We start from the raw sequence: 20,351 nt of genomic DNA, 5'->3' as shown, positions 1-20,351 counted from the left end.
CACTAGTTCAAACCGTTGTTATATATGTATAACATTTTGTCATAATGCTAACTTATTATATCACGTTCTCATTGAGAATCATAATACAAACAAATGGATAAGGCCTGCAAAAATCCAGATTAGGGCTCCCCATTTATAAGCTTTTTTCCCAATGCTAAATTCTATGCCTCGACTCATATTGTATCGCGTTACTCCATAAGGAATAAGAGTGTACAATACCCATGCAAGGACCATGTAATAAAACTCTAAGTCATACCGTACATGCGCAGATAGTAACCCTACGATGAATATGGTATCCCAAATCCAGCGATCATAGACCGTCTTAGGTGCTTCTTGTCCTTCTAATACAGGACGCAAATGAGATACTGATACGATTTCAAATACTTGCACAACTCCAATACCTAAGGCTATGGCAAGAACGGTTTGTACAATGGTGACCCCATCAATGCCTAATAAGGAAATATTTCCTGTCACCCCATACACAGCTACCACAATCATACCCAATAATTGTAATGCTTTTGTGACTTCTTCTTTTTGCTGTTCTTTCACTGTGGTTCGTGCATAGAACATATGTTGAAAGGGCGTAGAAATCCGATTCAATACTAATGCCACAAAAATTGCCATCATAGAAACCATGTTATACCTCTCCTAAAAATACTGTTAATAAACGATGTAACTCGATTTGGTCATAGGTACCCATGAGCTCACGGGCGGAATGCATAGCTAACAACGGTAATCCTACATCCATAGTCCGCATCACCAATTGTGCTGAAGAAATGGAACCCACTGTTGAGCCACCTGGAATATCTGAGCGATTCACATAAATCTGATGCTTAATATTATGTGTCTCACACAAATCTGTTACAATCGCTTGTGCAACCGCATCTCCTGCATAGGATTGAGAGCTCGCTATTTTTAACACTACACCACCATTCAATGTTGGGTAATTCGTAATATCATTTTTCTCTCCATAATTAGGATGATATCCATGAGCCACATCAGAAGAAATCATGAAACCTTTGGCAATGTCCGCTTCGCAGGCTTCCTCTGAAAGTCCCAAGGCACGGTACACACGGCGCACTACATTTGGTAACAACAAGGAGGCTCCTCCTTGCTTAGTACGACTGCCCACCTCTTCGTGGTCAAATAGGAATGCCATACGAATTCCTGTAGCATTTTGTTCTTTCGCGCTGATAATGCCTTGTAAACAAGCATAACAAGACGTAAGATTATCTAATCGTGGTGCACTAATATATTCCGCATCAAAGCCAACTGTTTCCACTGTATCTGTGTTATACACGGTCAACTCATAGGATAGAATATCTGTTGGTTCACAGCCAATTTCTTCCGCTAATAAAGCTTTTAATAGGGTCTTGTCGTCTTCATATTCCGTCCCAAGGCCACGCATTAAAATGAGGGGTAACATTTCTTTTTGCTTGTTAAATGTAGCCTTTTCATTGACCGTACGATTCATATGGATCGCTAAACTAGGAATAGTAGCCACCGGCTTTGCTATATCTACGTAGTGTGTTTCTATGTCCAGACCCGCTCCTTTTGTCACTACTACACCAGCTAAGGACAACGGACGGTCAAACCAAGTATATTGAATTAATCCGCCATAACTTTCTACATTGAGCTTACCATATCCTTTGTCTGTAATCATAGCATTTGGCTTCACCCGAAACCCTGGAAAATCGGTATGGGCAGAAGCAATACGCAATGTTTCTCTAGGGTTCTCTCCAATATGGAACGCCACTAAGGTTGTACCATATACGTCAATGACATAATCTCCTGCAGTTAAGTCCCATTCTTCATCCATGGATAAAGCCGTAAAGCCTTGCTCTTCGAGTCGCCGATAAGACTCTTCCACCGTATGATACGGTGAGGTGGAGCTTTCAATATACTCAAAAAAGTCAGCATACATAGCTGTTACTTCGTTTTGTTCACACATAATTCCTCCTATGAAAAATACCATAGGTACAACGTACACTATGGTATTGTCCACACTTACTCTGGTAAGCCTACTGATTCTAAATTTGTTGTTGTTATGGTTTCAATTTCACCAGCGTCGCACAATTCCGCTACTTTTGGATCGATTGGGAATCGACCTAGTAACAATAAATTGTATTTTTTCAACACTTCATCGATATGACTTTCACCAAAGATTTTATAATCTTTTCCATTATCTGGGCAATGGAAGTACGCAAAGTTTTCTACCACACCAATGATAGGCACTTGCATCATATCCGCCATTTTTACTGCTTTTTCCACAATCATAGACACTAAATCTTGCGGAGATGTGACCACAATAATACCATCCAATGGTAAAGATTGGAACACTGTCATCGCTACATCGCCTGTTCCAGGAGGCATATCTACGAATAAGTAATCTACATCGCCCCATACTGTATCGGAGAAGAATTGTTTAACCACATTGCCTACCACAGGACCTCTCCAAAGAACTGGATCCGACTCATCATCTAATAGCAAATTCACAGACATAACTTTTACGCCGTTTTTAGACACGATAGGATACATTAGCTTGCCATCATCACTGCGTACTTTGTCTTTCAAACCAAATACTTTTGGAATGGATGGACCTGTAATATCTCCATCAAGAATCCCTACAGATTTACCCTTACGAGACTGGCTTACTGCCATTAAACTTGTGACTAAGGATTTACCTACACCACCCTTACCGGATACAATGCCAATCACCTTTTTCACATGACTTCTATCATTTGTTTTTACTGTTAAATCTACTGGTTGTTGCGTACCGCATCCGCTAGAGGAAGCGCAACCGCTGCAACCACCGTTATCTCCACATGCCATAATAAACCTTCTTTCTATATGTCTGAAAGTCCTAAGAACTTTCTCTACCATAACAATGAATGCCATTCACACCTGTGAAGGCATGTATATCCTATATATCTATAGGTATATTCATATTATATCATAGGATACAAGAATTTTGTAACATTCTCCTATAAGATAAGCGCAACATAGTCGTGAATAACTAATACAGTTACTCTACGTATGTTGCGCTTCTAATTCATCTGTATAACATGCATATACAGTGAAAATAATTAATCTCCACAATACTCACGTGTCAATTCTCCAATGATTTGCATACCTTTACGGATATCTTCCAAAGATGGCACCGTATAGCTCAAACGGAAATGTTGTCCATAAGGAACTCCATCTGCTGCAAAGGCACCACTTTTTACGATGCCTACTTTGCGAGCAATGGCCTCTTCAAAAAAGGCATCACAGTCTACATGGTCTGGTAAGGTCATCCATACAAACATCCCTCCAGTAGGCTCCGTTAGATGTACTTTAGAACTACCAAATTTTCGGAATGTATCTAACATAACTTGGCATTTTTCTTGATACACCTTGCACACCTTTTGAATCTGTTCATCATAATCGATGTGTTCTAACAAATGGCTTACTACACGTTGTGTGACTAGTGGCATTTGACCATCGCAATTATTCTTCATCACTTGGATAGCTTGAATCACTTCACTCGGACCATATAAGAATCCCACTCGTAACCCTGCAGAAATCGTTTTAGAATAGGACCCTGCATAGAGCACACGATTATCCACGTCCATTTCTTTGAAAGTAGGAACTCGCTCACCACCGAAGCGAATTTCACCATATGGATCATCTTCATAAATGAACAAATCATAAGCTTTCGCAATGTCATAAATCGCTTTTCGACGTTCTAATGGCATAGTAATACCAGTAGGATTTTGAAAATTAGGAATTAGGTAAATATATTTACCCTTCCCAGATTTTGCCGCCGCTTCTAAAGCTTCTGGAATCATACCATCCTCATCGGTAGGAATCCCCACCGCTTTGGCACCTACACTGCGCACTGCATTGATAGCACTTGTGAAAGTATAGGCATCCATGTACACTTCATCGCCCGCATCACACACGGTACGTGGCACTAGCCCTAAGTCTTGACCAGCTCCAATGGACAATAACAACTGTTGGTTCTCTGTAGGCATGTGATGAACATGTACCAAACGGTGCAATGTTTGCTCTGCTAACTTGGCATCTCCTTGCATAGGACCATATTGTAAAATTTCTAATGGATTTGTATGTACAATGTGGTCAAAGGCAGCTTGAATTTCCTTTACTGGCACCACTTCACCAGCAGGATTTCCTATACCAAAACTAATGAATCCAGGAATCCCTGCGCCACGTTCAAATACATCTCGAATGAAATTAGGGCCCTTACTGATGGACCTTTCTGGCAATTTGAATGCCATAAGAATCACTCCTTTTATATCTTATATTTTTTCTTATATTTATTTCTATGTATTTCTATTCATTTCTGTCATATAGCTACATGATTATATAGCAATAACTATACGGTAAAGAGCTATGGACCATGTATATGGGATCCTAGTAGGGATAGACTTCACACTATTTTCCTCACGGATATGATAAACAGGAGCAACAGCGTTGCTCCTGTTTTCGTATGTCATATGATATAACCTACAACTTATGTACACTATAACTTGCGATATATCTGTCGTATATCTGCGGTACATCTATGGTATATCTTGTTAGTAATACTGAGTAACCTATGTATAATCCATATACATAAATACTATTAGTCCCATATCTTCTAACAAACTGATACAACATGCGTCGTATCGATTAGTTTGCTACGTGCGCTTGTTCTTCGATAGTTAACAAGCAATCGCCACTTTCAATACGGCTACCTTCACGGACATGGATGACACCTACCACACCAGATACTGGCGCTGTAATCGTAGTTTCCATCTTCATCGCTTCTGTCACCACAAGAGCGTCACCTTTTTTCACAGCTTGACCTACTTGTGCCACAATTTTCACCACAGAACCAGACAATGTAGCACCTACTTCACCTGGTTTTATTGGATCTACTTTATGGCGAACTACACCCGTTGTTTTAGTGTGTTTGTCGTGAATTTTAATTGTTCTAGGTTGACCATTCAATTCAAATAAGACATAGCGATTACCATCTTCATCCGCTTCACTCATTTGGATGTATTTAATCACCAATGTTTTACCTTGTTCGATGGTAACTTCTACGCTTTCACCACGTTTCATACCAAAGAAGAATGTTGGTGTATCAAGAACACTTACATCGGAATAGTCATGTTTGAACGTAGTATAATCAGCAAATACCTTGGAATATAAGCAATGAGCAATTACATCTTCGTCTGTAGTGCCTGCGCCTTTTTCTGCTAATTCTCTACGAACTAGTTCAAAATCAACTGTTGGAAGAGTAGCACCAGGACGTCCATCTAATGGTTTTTCACCTTTCAAGATGATTTGTTGCAAACGTTCAGGGAATCCCAAGTATGGAGTACCGATGTATCCTTTGAAGAATTCAACTACAGATTGTGGGAAGTCCAATGTATCACCTTTATCGTAGATATCTTGTTCTGTCAAATTATTTTGCACCATAAACAAAGTCATGTCCCCTACGACTTTGGAAGATGGCGTTACTTTGATGATATCCCCAAATAACATACTTACTTCGTGATATACACGTTTAATATCTTCCCAGCGTTCACCAAGGCCAACACTTTTCGCTTGTTGTTGCAAGTTAGAATATTGTCCACCAGGCATTTCATGTTGGTATACAGTTGTATTTGGATAGGAAGATGTATGGTCCACTCCTTTGTAGTATGGACGAATGGAGCCAAAGTAGTTGGATGCTTCTTCCATATAGTCTACATTCATAATTGGTTGACGATCGTGACCAGTCAAACCATAGTACATGGAGCTCATGCTAGGTTGACTTGTACCATTGGCAAATGCAGAGTATGCCAAGTCGATAATATCTACCCCTGCATCTACAGCACGGCCATAGGAGTAAATCGCATTACCAGAACCTTCATGAGTATGTAAATGAATTGGTAAATCTACTGCATCTTTTAAAGCGCTTACTAAATTATATGCCGCTTGAGGTTTTAATAAACCAGCCATGTCTTTAATAGCCAAAATATTAGCCCCTGCTGCTGCCAATTCTTTACCCATATTTACATAATACGCTAAGTTATATTTATCACGACGAGGGTCTAGAATATCCCCTGTATAGCATAAGGCAACTTCTGCTACTTTACCTTGATTACGTACTTCATCGATGGCTACTTTCATATTATCTAAGCTGTTTAAGCTATCAAAAATACGGAATACATCAATACCATTTTTACCAGCTAATCGGATAAATTCACGCACCACATTATCTGCATAGCTTGTATATCCCACAGCATTGGAACCACGAAGTAACATTTGTAACAAGATATTTGGCACTTGCTCACGGAACATACGTAATCGTTCCCATGGATCTTCGTGCAAGAAGCGATACGCCACATCAAAGGTAGCTCCGCCCCAACATTCTAAGGAGAACAAGTTAGGCAATCCCTTCGCCACACGGCCCGCCACACGAGCCATATCAGCCGTACGCAAACGAGTCGCGAACAAGGATTGATGTGCATCACGCCATGTTGTATCTGTGAACAATACTTTTGGTTGTTCTTGCACCCATTTAGAGAACTTTTCTGGTCCCAATTCATCTAATTTTTGTTTTGTCCCCGCTGCTGGTGCACCGGCTACATTAGATGGCATGATGATAGGTTCAAATGTTGGCACTTCTTCTTTATGACCATTGTAACCATTCACAGTTACATCGGCGATGTAGCGAAGTAATTTTGTACCTCTATCTTTATCTTTTTTCAAGTTGAACAATTCTGGATGTTCGTCGATGAAATGAACATTGTAATCACCAGATTGGAACACTTCATGTTCTAATACATTCACTAAGAAGTGCACATTCGTTTTTACGCCACGAATACGGAACTCTCGCAAGCAACGTAACATTTTACGAATAGCTTCTTCTGTGGACAATGCCCAAGACGTAGCTTTTACTAGTAAGGAATCATAATATGGTGTAATGACAGCTCCTGTGAACGCATTCCCGCCATCTAAACGAATACCAAAACCACCAGAGCTACGGTACGTGATCAATTTACCTGTATCTGGCATGAAGTGATTGTTTGGATCTTCTGTAGTAATACGGCATTGGATGGCTACCCCTTCACAACGAATATTTTCTTGTGCAGGAATGGCTACCACTTCACTGTGCAATTCGTGACCTTCGGCAATGCGAATTTGCGTATGCACAATATCGATGCCTGTGATCATTTCTGTTACTGTATGTTCTACTTGGATCCGAGGATTAACTTCAATGAAATAGAAATTTCCATCGGCGGTTACCAAGAATTCTACTGTACCAGCGCTGACATAATTCACGTGTTTCATGATTTTCACAGCTGCTGCACAAATACGGTCACGCAAATCACGAGATAAGGCAAATGCTGGCGCTACTTCTACTACTTTTTGATGACGACGTTGGATAGAGCAATCCCGTTCATGTAAATGCACGATATTACCATGTTCATCACCGATGATTTGTACTTCGACATGTTTCGGTTCTACAATTAATTTTTCTACGTACACATCATCATCACCGAAAGCCATTTTTGCTTCCGATTTTGCACGATCATAAGCATCGCGAAGTTCTTCATATTTTGTCACTTCACGCATACCACGACCGCCACCGCCATTAACAGCTTTGATCATCAATGGATAGCCATATTTCTCAGCAAATGCTTCTAACTCTGCAAAGTCTTTCAATGGACCATCACTACCAGGAATCATAGGTATATCTGCTTTTTTGGCTTGAATACGAGCATTTACTTTGTCCCCGAACATCACTAAATGTTCTACTTTAGGACCGATGAAAGTAATCCCTTCTTCTTCACAACGTTGTGCAAAATGTGCATTTTCAGACAGGAAGCCATACCCTGGATGGATCGCATCTACGTCATGTTCCTTGGCAATACGAATAATATCTTCAATATCTAAGTATGCATCTACCGGTTTTTTACCTTCCCCTACTAAATAGGATTCATCTGCTTGATTACGATGTAATGAAAGTGCATCTTCGTTGGAATAAATAGCCACTGTGCGAATGCCCATTTCGTTACATGCACGAAGTACACGAATGGCAATTTCCCCACGGTTTGCTACTAATAGCGAACGTATTTGTTTCATTATAAACCCTCCTCAACTTTGTCTATTTCAGCCTTAACACCTTATGGAATAGACATTTGTATACCTCATTATACTCCTAAACGTTGAAATTAGCTAGACATAAACAGGGTTTATAAGAAAGATATTTTTTATTTATAAATTGTTTATTAACAAGTATCGTATCTATCCTAGCTTATGATATGATAAAAGAAATGTAGATATTTTATTAACTGGTTACAAGTATAACAAGGAGTCTTATGTACCCAATTTTATATTTCACACTTTCAATGGATCATTCACCTTGCTCCATGAACCAAGCTATTCGAGAGCAAAAGGTATCGCAGGCTATGCGTCGTCGTCTTCGTCGTGAAGGTTCCTTCCTTGTGAATGACACACCTGCTTCTTGGGATAGCCTATTACATCCTGGTGATTCTGTGAAAGTATACCTTACCAAAACTTCACATATCGATCCCACGCCAATGGACTTAGATATTGTCTTCGAGGACGACCATCTACTGGTCATCAATAAACCTATGGGCATGCTTATGCACCCTACTTTCTCTGAAAGATATCACACACTTGCCAACGGTGTATTGGCATACTTTGAAGCGCACTCTATGAATGCTAGCTTTCATCCCATCCATCGGTTAGATAAAGATACCTCAGGTCTCGTTATCATTGCTAAGAATGCATTAGTTCAACATGCTTTCACCAAGCAACATACACGTATTCAAAAGGTATATGATGCCATCACCGATGGTATCATTCCTGTTGATGAATTATCCATTCATTTTCCCATCGCTCGCCTAGAGGGTAGCATTATTGAACGTTGTGCTCATCCATTGGGGCAACCTGCTCATACAGATATAACCGTGGTTCAACGACATCTACATCATACTCATGTGCGCTGTTATCTGCATACAGGTCGGACTCACCAAATTCGAGTCCACCTCAGTGCTCTAGGATACCCACTAGCAGGCGATGATTTATATGGAGGCTCCCTAACGTGGAGAACTAAACAATGCCTCCACGCCTCAGAACTTTACTTTATCCATCCCATGACACAAGAGTGGATGGCATTGCAGGCACCCTTGCCGGAATATTTTAAAGAAATCCCTTAACACACTCATTTTCCATTGACAAATCGCTAACATAGCAGTATCTTATTACTATGGTATATCGAAAAGCGAGAAGCTATACTAGAGCGGTGATTCCCACCGACGATGTATGTGTGGTACATCGAGAAGTGAGAAGCTATATTAGAGCGGTGATTCCCACCGACGATATACAACTAACATAACTAAAGGACTGTATCACATGCCTAGGCATGTGATACAGTCCTTTTCGTATACTATATATTAAGGCTATAAGACAAAACAACTATTTTCCATTTTGTGTGCAAAAAAACTGACACACCCTAAGGGCATGCCAGCTTTTCTCCAATCAAATTAAATTTTGTTGTTGCAACCTAATACATTTTTAATTTTATGTTGCACCATAGCTTGGATAGCCTCACGGCCAGGTCCCAAGTATTTACGAGGATCAAACTCAGCAGGATTGTTTGCTAATACTTCACGGATGCTTGCAGTCATAGCTAAGCGCAAGTCTGTATCGATGTTAATTTTGCACACTGCCATTGTCGCTGCTTTACGAAGCATATCTTCAGGCACCCCTTGTGCGCCTGGGATAGCGCCACCAAAGGAGTTACATTTTTCAACGAATGCTTGTGGTACAGAAGATGCACCATGCAATACGATTGGGAAGTTAGGCAATAATTCGCCTACTCGTTGTAAGCGACGAAAATCTAAGTATGGAGTGCCTTTAAATTTATACGCACCATGGCTTGTACCGATAGCAATCGCCAAGGAATCAACCCCAGTTAAACGAACAAATTCAGCTGCTTCCTCTGGATCAGTAAATAATGCATCTTTTTCACTAACATTTACATCATCTTCCACACCTGCTAGACGACCTAATTCGCCTTCTACTACCACGCCATGTTTATGAGCATATTCCACTACACGGGCTGTGAGTTCCACATTTTTTTCAAAGGGATGCTTAGAACCATCAATCATAACAGAAGTAAAACCACTGTCGATGCAGTCTTTACAGATTTCAAAATCATCGCCATGATCCAAATGCAACGCGATAGGGAGATCTGTATCGATTAAAGCTGCTTCTACCAATTTTGTTAAATACACAGGTTTAGCATATTTACGAGCCCCTGCAGATACTTGCAAGATCAATGGAGCTTGCTCCACTTTCACCGCATCCACAATACCTTGGATAATTTCCATGTCGTTGACATTGAACGCACCAATGGCATAGCCGCCAGCATAGGCTTTCTCAAACATCTCTTTCGTAGATACTAATGGCATAATGGGCCTCCTTGTAGTATATAATTAAATACATTATTAATGACTATATATTTTTATTATACCGTATCTACTAGAGCGATTCAAGAAAAATCTATATTCTCAAAGGTTGTCAATATGATTGAGAACACGCCTATTCTATGGTACAATTAAAAGTAAGTCTTTCATAGATTCAATCGAATCTTTCAGTATAGGAGATATCATGGTTAATCGATTTTTACAGGGTACGCTCATCTTGACGATTGCGGGATTTGTGGTGAAAGCTATTGGTAGCTTGAACTGGATTTTCTTATCCCGTGTCCTCAGTGGTGAGGGTATCGGTATCTACCAAATGGCATTTCCAGCGTACTTATTGGCGTTGCAGCTATCCAGTGCAGGAATCCCTATTGCCATTTCCATTATGACCGCAGAAAAATTAGCAAAACACGATTTATTAGGAGCTAAAAAAGTATTCTCTATTTCTTTCAAAATGCTATTTGTTCTCGGTCTATTGTTCAGTATCGCCGTCTATGGCTCTGCTCAATGGCTCATCGACATTAATTTCATTACAGACCCAAGGGCGTACTATTCCTTAATCGCTCTATCGCCAGCGGTGTTCTTTGTAACCCTCATTTCTTGCTATCGTGGCTACTTACAAGGATGGCAAATGATGACACCTACGGCAATCAGCCAAATCGTGGAGCAATTACTACGTGTTGTAGTTATGCTGGGGGCTGCATACATCTTACTACCTTATGGATTAGATGTAGCTGCCGGTGGGGCTAGTCTAGGCGCTGGTATCGGTGCCGTCGGTGCTTTAGTCGTGCTTATGTACTATTACTATCGCCTACCAAAACGATTGGACGAACCGATAACGACTACAGAACCACCTGAAAGTTCCAAGTCTATCATTCGTCGTTTAATCAACTTGTCCATTCCCATCGCGTTAGCCAGCATGATGTTACCTATCGTAGCTATGCTAGACGTAGCAATCATTCCAAGACGATTAATCGACATCGGCTATCCACTACACGAAGCTACCGAACTGTACGGTTATCTATCGGGTATGGCGGTACCTCTTATTAACTTAGCGACTATCATTACTGCAGCCATTGCGACCAGTATTGTACCAGCTATTTCCAACGCCGTATCTATTAAGGATATCAAACAGGTCTACTATCGCACGGCAGGTTCCATGCGGTTAACCTTCGTAGCTACCATTCCTTTTACAGTGATGCTCTACATTTTGGCGGAACCAGTGGTATCCACCATCTATAACGCACCACGTGCAGCAGAAGCAACGCAAATCTTAGCGTGGGCCATCTTCTTCTTAGGCCTCCACCAGGTGACGACAGGTATCCTACAAGGCTTAGGAAAACCACGCATTCCCGTGATCAACATGGGGATTGCTGCCATTGTGAAAGTCATCTTAAACTGGCAGTTAACAGCCATCCCAGCTTTAGGCATCGGTGGTGCTGCTTATGCCACTGTAGCTGACATCGGCTTTGCAGCGCTCTTAAATCTTATCTGGATTCATCGTCATACAGGCTACTTTATCGACCTTATCTTATTGGGTAAAAATATTATCTCCGCCTCCATCATGGGCGTGGCTATGTATTATTTCTACCCAATCTTGCAAGGAAGTATCCCTACCTTCTTTAACATTATGATCACTGCCATCATTGGTGCTTTCATCTATGTAGCAATCATGATTGTATTGAAAGGACTTAATAAAAACGACGGCGCTCGATTGCCTGTGGTAGGACGGTTCTTTAGGTAATTAAGTATTGTCCCATTGCCGGTAGTTTTGGGATAATTGTATATCTCCATTAGTAGAATAGTTCTTAGAGAATTCCATATGAATATAGCAAAATACCCTTGAAACATAGCTTTCGAGGGTATTTTTTATGGATAGGTTACTATCAACAAGTAATATTGATATGCTAATCCAGTATTTCTAGATAGGTTTATTACACAAAGTAAGACTCCTATCTTTCGCTATGAACCTCGACAGTAAAAACAACTTATTTTATCCTATAGTCATAATGATACAATTTTAGCGTAACAAAAAAGAACAGTCCCAAAGGACTGTTCTTCTATTCGCAACCTATCATATAGGTCGTTATATATTTTTCTTACGCATTTTTAGCGATTTCTACTAATTTCGCGAATGCAGCTGCATCATGTACTGCCAAGTCAGCCAACATTTTACGGTTGATTTCCACACCAGCTTTTGTTAAACCAGCGATGAAACGGCTGTAAGATAAACCATTGATACGACTTGCTGCATTGATACGAGCGATCCATAATTTACGGAACTCACGTTTTTTAGCACGACGGTCACGACGAGCATAGTATAATGCTTTCATTACGGATTCGTTTGCTTTTTTGAATAAGCGAGAACGTGTACCGCGGTAACCTTTAGCTAATTTTAAGATTTTTTTATGACGTGCATGCGCTGTTACGCCTGTTTTTACTCTTGCCATTATTGTATTCCTCCAATATCGTTATATGTTACTAAAATGTTTGAATCTTATGCGTATGGTAAGCATTTTACTACGCGTTTGTAGTCGGATTTGCTAACCAATGTAGCTTTGCGAAGATTACGTTTACGTGCTGGAGATTTTTTCTCTAAGATATGGCTTTTGAAAGCTTTTGCACGTTTGAATTCACCACTACCTGTTACTTGGAAACGTTTAGCCGCTGCGCGACGAGTTTTAATCTTTGGCATTATTCTTCCTCCTAATTACCTTTTTTAGCTAAAATCATTGTCATGTTTCGGCCTTCTAGTTTCGCTTCTTTTTCAACAACCGCTTGGTCAGTTAATTCACCAGCAAAACGAGTCAGCACATTAAGCCCCAATTCTGGGTGGCTCAATTCACGACCGCGGAACATGATCGTTACCTTAACTTTATTACCATCACCTAAGAATTTAGCTGCATTTTTAAGTTTTACATAAAAATCATGATCTTCGATGTGAGGACGAAGCTTAACTTCTTTCAATGTGAAAGTTTTTTGCTTCTTCTTTGCTTCTTTTTCGCGTTTTTGTTGCTCATAACGGTATTTACCATAGTTCATAATACGACAAACCGGTGGTTTACCATTAGGGGCTACTTCTACTAGATCTAAATGTTGTTCTTCTGCCATAGCTAACGCATCACGAACAGACATAATACCTAACTGATCATTATCTGCACTTACGACACGAACTTCGCGAGCACGGATCTCTTCATTAATACGCGGTGTATCTTTGCTAATACTAGTCACCTCCAAAGGGATAAAAAAATCGGATGGCACAAGGCCATCCGAGCATAGTTTGTAACTATCTGTACCCAACATTTCATGACATTAGGTGAGAAGCGGATGGCTTCTACTTGTTAATACTCAATTAGTATACGGTATAACCACAGTCTTGTCAAGAATTTCTTACAGAAATCTACTAACCTACTACATACCTTCGATTGCAAATCGAAGTAAAACAATTTTATTATAGGGTATTAGCCTTAAACTGAACCTGAATTTTTCGTTATACTCAACTACATATATTTTTTTTTGCATTCTCTATAATCTTCATAGATTCTTGATCCATTTCTCCAGCATCTGTTAATAATCTTCTTTCTAGGACAACTTTAATTGTCTTAACTATCATCACAGTCTGAGCAATGCATCCCTTTTCATTAGCATCGTATTGTCTATAGTCTGTGCCCGATTGGTGGATAATTTTCTTCATTGTATCTACTAATGGTTGTAACAGCCCCTCTAATTGTTGTAAAAAATCACGAACCATATTCGCCTGCTCTACAATTGCCATACAAGCAATACTAGCATTCTTCATATCTGCCTCAAATGCTTTTGACATGGCTCGATTAGATTTCGCATCTTCTAACATTTTATTCACCTTAGAGTCCATCACATAACTAGCTACAGCTAACATAGGAGCTGTTACCAAACCTCCTAATACAGCCATACCTCCAGCAACACCTAATCCACCAGCAGCTATGGATCCACCTCCAAAGAATGCTAATGTCGCATTCGTTGCAGCTACTCCTGTAAGGCTACCTATAGCAGTCCCTGTAGATGCCGTCGCCAATGCTCCTGCTGCACTATAGGCACCAAAAGCAGTTAACGCCCCCGAAACAACACCACTTCCAACTCCTTTTGCAATACTAGATGCTAATAATTGAACTTTTCGTAAGTCTTTAAGCATGTCCTCTTCTGTTTGTCGATATATCTCTAATTCTTTCGTTTGATTCAAGTCTACATGCTTAATTTGCTCCATCGTGTCTAAAAACTCTTTCACTATACCGTCTAAGAGTTGTACTTTATACGCTCCCAAAGTATCAATAGCAAAACCTGCTTTTGTACGTGCTTCATCAATAGATTCCTGTGCCCGCTGAACAGAAAATTGCGCTCGTTCATTTATTTTCTTAGCTTCATCATACTTTCCTTTTGCTCCTATCCCTTTTTTAAGAGTAAAACCTCCTGCAATCGCTGCTAACCCTGCTACTAATAATGGTATTGGCATATCTTTTCTCCATTTCTCATAAATACATACCTTTTATATCTTTATAGTTCATCATAAGATACTATTTTTTAGATTCTTAACGCGTCCTCTTGTTCCATAAGTATATCAAATTCACTTTGATTTTTAAACACAATTTCCCCATCAAAGTCAACCAGCATACGATTTCCCATATCTATTACCCACTGTGTATCATTCAATTTTATGGCATCTTGCATATCTATGAAAGCATACTCAAACTGCTTCTTTTTATTGGCTAAATATCTATCAATATCTCTTTCAAATTGTTCTCGTTCTATTTTCTTTTGTTGTATGTACTCAACACTAGCTTTTTCTAGTTCCTTGCGTCTTTCAATAGATATACATTCTTCATCGAAGGTCTCTTGTAGGGTCTTGACCATAAATGCTGACATGGTATATCCTGCTATATTGCCAATTATAGCCCCAGCAATAGGTATAGGAATAACAATTTGCCCAATCACAGAAAGCAAATTAGCAGATAGCATATTTGCACCTTGCACCGATATCTTTTGCACACATGTTTTAGCATCTATTTTTCCGGCACAATATTGATATAAAATCTTTGAAGTAGCTATACTTACCTGAACCGCCGTTTCTGGTAATCCTGTCATAGATGCACCACGTAATCCCACATGATGAGCTTCTTCCAATGTGTTTTTTAATAAAGTTGAGCTAGCTACTAATATGTATTTTTTCACTGCTTGTTTAAAAGTATTTCCCCCAATATTGAGAAGTGCTTCTTTTCCATCAACCTCATTTTTTAATAATGCAATAATTTGTTGCACTACAACAATTATTCCACAGAAAATAGCAACGAATTCCGCACTTTCTACACCAGCACCATGTACAATATGTCCTATATCCCAATCTGTAGAGAAATTGTGGTCAGAATCCACTTTAGAGTCTGCAATCTCAAAAAAAGTGCTTAACCATTCATGACCCCTTAAGGTATCTATTTTCGCAAAATCTATAATATATTCACTAATTACGTTTTTACAATGCTTTATTCTCTCTTGTCCCCCCTCCTCCAAGCAAATATCTATGATATCTTCTAAAATGTCATCTATAATATCCTCGAAAACAAACAGTTCGTTTTCTATAGTAATATCTTCTAAATCATTTTCTTTCTTCTCTTGCATTTCGTCATTCATAATCACTTTCTTACTTAGCCTTTTTCATAATAACTATTTTTAGTATATCAACTTTATTTGCCTATGGGAATATACCTTTTCTTATATTTTTATTATAGTGTACTTGCTTCACAGTTAAGATGCACTTTCTATTATCTAGTAACAAAAGAATATTGATGACTACACTTATATGAATCTCTCTAACACTTATTATAGAGCCCTTATATACACAATCCCCACGTTTGCTACAGAAAAAAGGCTCTCCCAAAGGAGAGCCTCTTCATATTACTTTCGCTATTGATTAGCCTTGCAATTCTTCTTCAAAACCTTTTTGTAGGCGAACATAGGATTGACGGCGTTCTTTAGCTAATTGCTTATTGATTTCTAACAATTCTTTGCTCATTGCAGGAACTGCTTTACCCAAAGATGTGTAACGAACTTCTTTTCCTAAGAAGGAATCAAACAATTCATAGTCAGGTTCTTTGGAGTCAAGGCTGAATGGGTTTTTGCCTTGTGCTTTTAATGCTGGGTTATAACGGTATAAATCCCAATAACCGGATGCAACAGCTTGTTTAGTTTCAGCTTGTGCATTACCCATACCACCTTTAATACCATGGTTGATACATGGAGCATAAGCGATGATTAGGGATGGACCTGGATATGCTTCAGCTTCTGCCAATGCTTTCATCAATTGGTTCATATCAGCACCCATACCAACTTGAGCCACATAGATGTTGCCATATGTCATAGCGATCATGCCAAGGTCTTTTTTGTTTGTACGTTTACCTTGTGCAGCGAATTGAGCAACCGCACCTACGCGAGTAGATTTAGATGCTTGACCGCCAGTGTTGGAGTATACTTCTGTATCGAATACGAACACGTTAACGTCTTCGCCGGAAGCCAATACATGGTCAAGACCACCGAAACCGATATCGTATGCCCAACCGTCACCACCGAAGATCCATTGGGAACGTTTAACAAGGTATTGTTTTTTAGCTAATACTTCTTTTACAGCTTCTGTTTGTTCTACTTTGGAAAGAGCGTCGATCACTGCTTTAGCGCGGTCACGAGTACCTTCGCCTTGAAGACGTTTTTCTAACCACAAGTCAAGAACTTGTTTAGTTGTTTCATCAGCAGTTTCAGCGATGGAAGCTACAGTTTCAGCTAATTGTGTACGGATTTTTTCAGTACCGATGAACATACCATAACCGAACTCAGCGTTGTCCTCGAATAAGGAGTTAGCCCATGCAGGACCTTGGCCTTGTTGGTTTTTAGTGTATGGAGATGCTGGCATAGATGCACCCCAGATGGAGGAACAACCTGTTGCATTGGCGATCATCATACGGTCACCGAACAATTGAGTAATCAATTTAGCATATGGAGTTTCACCACAACCTGCGCAAGCGCCGGAGAACTCAAGCAATGGAGTTTTGAATTGGGAACCTTTTACAGTTTCTTGTTTCATTGGGTGAGATTTAGTTGGCAATGCTACACCATAATCCCAAGCTGGAGCAAATTCTAATTCGCCATCGATAGGACGCATTTCGATTGCTTTTCCTTTAGGAGCTGGACAGATGTTTACGCAGTTACCGCAACCTAAGCAGTCTAATGGAGATACTGCAATACGGAATTGCAATTCGCCTTTAGTCATCATTTCTGGAATTGTTTCAAAGTTTTCTGGACCTGCTGCTGCTTCTTCTGCTGTCGCTAATACAGGACGGATAGTCGCATGTGGACATACGAAGGAACATTGGTTACATTGGATACAGTTTTCTTTGATCCAGTGAGGAACAAATAAAGCGGCACCACGTTTTTCGAATGCAGCTGTACCAGAAGGTAATGTACCATCTTCATAGCCTGTGAAAGCAGATACTGGTAAATCGTAACCAGCTTGTGCGTTAACAGGTTTAGCAATGTTAGCCACATAGCTTGGGCAAGTTGTGCAAGAAGATTTTTCAAAAGTATCTTCAGAATCTTTTGCATCTTTCCATGCTGCTGGAACTTCAACTTTTACAAGGGCGCCAACACCTTGGTCAACGGCTTGGTTATTCATGGCAACAACGTCTGCACCTTTTTTACCATATGTTTTTTCAATGGAGTCTTTTAAGTACTCTACTGCTTTGTCGATAGGAATAATTGTATCTTCAGTCAATTTGAAGAATGCAGCTTGTGTAACCATGTTGATACGGCCACCCAAACCAATTTCAGCTGCAATTTTCGCTGCATTGATGATGTAGAAGTTCAATTCTTTTTCAGCAATTGTACGGCGAAGTTTTGCTGGTAATTTTTCTGCCAATTCTTCTGGACCCCAAGTACAGTTCAATAAGAATGTACCGCCATGTTTGATACCACGAAGAAGATCATATTCATGTACATAAGATTGACGATGACAAGCAATGAATTCTGGTTCAGTTACCAAGTATGGTTTGTTGATTGGGTTTTTACCAAAACGTAAGTGAGACATTGTCACACCACCAGATTTTTTGGAGTCATAGTCGAAGTATGCTTGTGCATACATATCTGTATGGTCACCGATGATTTTGATAGCAGATTTGTTAGCACCTACAGTTCCGTCAGAACCAAAGCCCCAGAATTTACATCCAGTTAAACCTTCAGTTTTTACGGATACACCTTCAGCACGGTTCAAGGACAAGTTAGTTACATCGTCATTGATACCCAATGTGAAGAAACGTTTGCCAGCTTCTGCTAACATGTTATTGAATACTGCTACAAGGTCAGCTGGGATTACGTCTTTAGAAGAAAGACCATAACGACCGCCGAATACTTTAGCATTGATATTGTGTTGAACAAGTGCTGCTTGAACATCTAAGAATAAAGGTTCAGCTAAAGCACCTGGTTCTTTTGTACGGTCTAATACTGCAACGCGTTCTACAGTTTTAGGAAGAGCCGCTACAAAACGATCTGTCGCAAATGGACGGAATAAGTGTACTTGTACGAAACCAACTTTACGGCCTTGTGCATTTAAGTAATCTACAGTTTCAGTAGCTACTTGTGCAGAAGAACCCATTGTTACGATTACGTCAGTTGCATCAGCTGCACCATAGTAATTGAACAATTGGTAATCACGACCAGTGATTTTGTTGATTTCATGCATGTAATGTTCTACTACATCAGGAACTTGTAAATAGAATGGGTTAGAAGCTTCACGATGTTGGAAGTAGATATCAGGGTTTTCAGCAGTACCGCGAGTTACAGGAGCATCTGGATTCAACGCACGTTGACGGAATGCTTCTAAAGCGTCTTGGTCTACTAAAGGTTTTAATTCATCATATTCTAATACTTCGATTTTTTGGATTTCGTGAGAAGTACGGAAACCGTCGAAGAAGTTGATGAAAGGAACGCGAGTTTTTAACGCTGTTAAATGCGCAACTGGAGCAAGATCCATAACTTCTTGTACAGAGGATTCTGCTAACATAGCACAACCAGCAGCACGAGCTGCCATAACGTCTTGATGGTCACCAAAGATAGACAATGCTTGCGCTGCGATAGCACGAGCTGCTACGTGGAATACACCTGGAAGTAACTCACCAGACACTTTGTACAAGTTAGGTAACATCAATAATAGACCTTGAGAAGATGTGAAAGTAGTTGTCAATGCGCCCGCTTGTAAAGAACCGTGAACTGCTGCTGCAGCGCCGGCTTCGGATTGCATTTCAACAACCTGTACAGTATGACCGAACAAGTTTTTACGACCTTGTCCTGCCCATTCATCCACATGTTCTGGCATTGGAGAAGATGGAGTGATAGGATAAATCGCTGCCACTTCAGAAAAACCATACGCTACGTGAGCTGCAGCTTGGTTGCCGTCCATAGTTTTCATTTTACGCATGTTAAAATAGCCTCCTTAAAGCAAATAAAAATTAACACTTGTAGTTACATACAAAATAGGGGGATGTATACAGACTCATATCCAAGCACTCGCCGGATAAGTCTTCCCCTCTTGAGTATCAAATTGTTTTTGAAATATGAATCATTTATTTCTAAAAAGATTGCATATGTTGCAAAAATGTAATAATATATAAGTTATATAGTACCTCTTTGCAAATTCGTGAAGTAGCTAATCTACTTCGTGAACAAATTGATATAGCCTTATGGTTTCATTATACATTGAGAACGATAACTTCGCAATACCATATGGACTATCATGCATTGCTAATTATGCGATTATCAATTTACATTTATACATGCATTGTTGCTCAA

14 protein-coding genes and 1 other annotated feature are annotated in these 20,351 nt (G+C 39.8%); of the genes, 2 read left to right on the top strand and 12 right to left on the bottom strand.

Annotated elements, in window-relative coordinates; all coding sequences use genetic code 11:
- Positions 1-78: 78 nt before the first annotated feature.
- The 5 genes from EO118_RS03135 to EO118_RS03115 form a co-directional block, all read right to left on the bottom strand.
- Positions 79-636, bottom strand: coding sequence for a hypothetical protein (locus EO118_RS03135; protein ID WP_127068595.1), 558 nt, complete (start codon positions 634-636; stop codon positions 79-81).
- A gap of 1 nt (position 637) precedes the next feature.
- A complete protein-coding gene (locus EO118_RS03130; RefSeq protein WP_127068594.1) occupies positions 638-1,951 on the bottom strand; it encodes a M18 family aminopeptidase in 1,314 nt (437 codons plus the stop codon).
- 56 nt (positions 1,952-2,007) lie between these two features.
- Complete coding sequence (locus EO118_RS03125) at positions 2,008-2,832, bottom strand: Mrp/NBP35 family ATP-binding protein (RefSeq protein ID WP_127068593.1); 825 nt, start codon at positions 2,830-2,832, stop codon at positions 2,008-2,010.
- A 254-nt stretch (positions 2,833-3,086) separates the two neighbouring features.
- The gene (locus EO118_RS03120) at positions 3,087-4,280 is read right to left on the bottom strand and encodes a PLP-dependent aminotransferase family protein (RefSeq protein ID WP_127068592.1); all 1,194 of its coding nucleotides are present in this window, start codon (positions 4,278-4,280) and stop codon (positions 3,087-3,089) included.
- Positions 4,281-4,674: 394 nt separating this feature from the next.
- On the bottom strand, positions 4,675-8,124 hold the full coding sequence (locus tag EO118_RS03115) for a pyruvate carboxylase (protein WP_127068591.1): 3,450 nt from the start codon (positions 8,122-8,124) through the stop codon (positions 4,675-4,677).
- Positions 8,125-8,360: 236 nt separating this feature from the next.
- On the opposite strand from EO118_RS03115, the gene EO118_RS03110 reads away from it, so the two are divergent.
- Positions 8,361-9,224, top strand: coding sequence for an RluA family pseudouridine synthase (locus tag EO118_RS03110; protein WP_127068590.1), 864 nt, complete (start codon positions 8,361-8,363; stop codon positions 9,222-9,224).
- Positions 9,225-9,551: 327 nt separating this feature from the next.
- Here the strand turns inward: EO118_RS03110 and fba are convergent, their stop codons facing one another.
- Positions 9,552-10,481, bottom strand: coding sequence for a class II fructose-1,6-bisphosphate aldolase (gene fba, locus EO118_RS03105; RefSeq protein ID WP_127068589.1), 930 nt, complete (start codon positions 10,479-10,481; stop codon positions 9,552-9,554).
- Positions 10,482-10,680: 199 nt separating this feature from the next.
- On the opposite strand from fba, the gene EO118_RS03100 reads away from it, so the two are divergent.
- A complete protein-coding gene (locus EO118_RS03100; protein WP_127068588.1) occupies positions 10,681-12,237 on the top strand; it encodes a polysaccharide biosynthesis protein in 1,557 nt (518 codons plus the stop codon).
- 355 nt (positions 12,238-12,592) lie between these two features.
- Here EO118_RS03100 and rplT read toward each other — a convergent pair whose 3' ends face one another.
- The 6 genes from rplT to nifJ all read right to left on the bottom strand — a co-directional run bounded on the left by rplT (position 12,593) and on the right by nifJ (position 19,980).
- The gene (gene rplT, locus EO118_RS03095; RefSeq protein WP_126939044.1) at positions 12,593-12,943 is read right to left on the bottom strand and encodes a 50S ribosomal protein L20; all 351 of its coding nucleotides are present in this window, start codon (positions 12,941-12,943) and stop codon (positions 12,593-12,595) included.
- A 47-nt stretch (positions 12,944-12,990) separates the two neighbouring features.
- Positions 12,991-13,188: a 50S ribosomal protein L35 gene (gene rpmI, locus EO118_RS03090; RefSeq protein ID WP_009354135.1), complete on the bottom strand. Its 198-nt coding sequence runs from the start codon at positions 13,186-13,188 to the stop codon at positions 12,991-12,993.
- An 11-nt stretch (positions 13,189-13,199) separates the two neighbouring features.
- On the bottom strand, positions 13,200-13,724 hold the full coding sequence (gene infC, locus EO118_RS03085) for a translation initiation factor IF-3 (protein ID WP_009354125.1): 525 nt from the start codon (positions 13,722-13,724) through the stop codon (positions 13,200-13,202).
- Between the two features lie 5 nt (positions 13,725-13,729).
- Positions 13,730-13,839: a sequence feature (ribosomal protein L20 leader region), on the bottom strand.
- Positions 13,840-13,989: 150 nt separating this feature from the next.
- A complete protein-coding gene (locus EO118_RS03080) occupies positions 13,990-14,982 on the bottom strand; it encodes a hypothetical protein (RefSeq protein ID WP_127068587.1) in 993 nt (330 codons plus the stop codon).
- Positions 14,983-15,050: 68 nt separating this feature from the next.
- Positions 15,051-16,151: a hypothetical protein gene (locus tag EO118_RS03075; protein WP_127068586.1), complete on the bottom strand. Its 1,101-nt coding sequence runs from the start codon at positions 16,149-16,151 to the stop codon at positions 15,051-15,053.
- A gap of 280 nt (positions 16,152-16,431) precedes the next feature.
- Positions 16,432-19,980 (bottom strand): pyruvate:ferredoxin (flavodoxin) oxidoreductase, encoded by a 3,549-nt coding sequence (gene nifJ, locus EO118_RS03070; protein WP_127068585.1) that lies wholly within the window; start codon positions 19,978-19,980, stop codon positions 16,432-16,434.
- Positions 19,981-20,351: the final 371 nt, after the last annotated feature.

This window comes from Veillonella sp. 3891 (assembly GCF_003992315.1).
In the GTDB taxonomy this organism is placed as follows: Bacteria; Bacillota; Negativicutes; order Veillonellales; family Veillonellaceae; genus F0422.
This window is presented reverse-complemented; position numbering and strand designations above follow the sequence as displayed.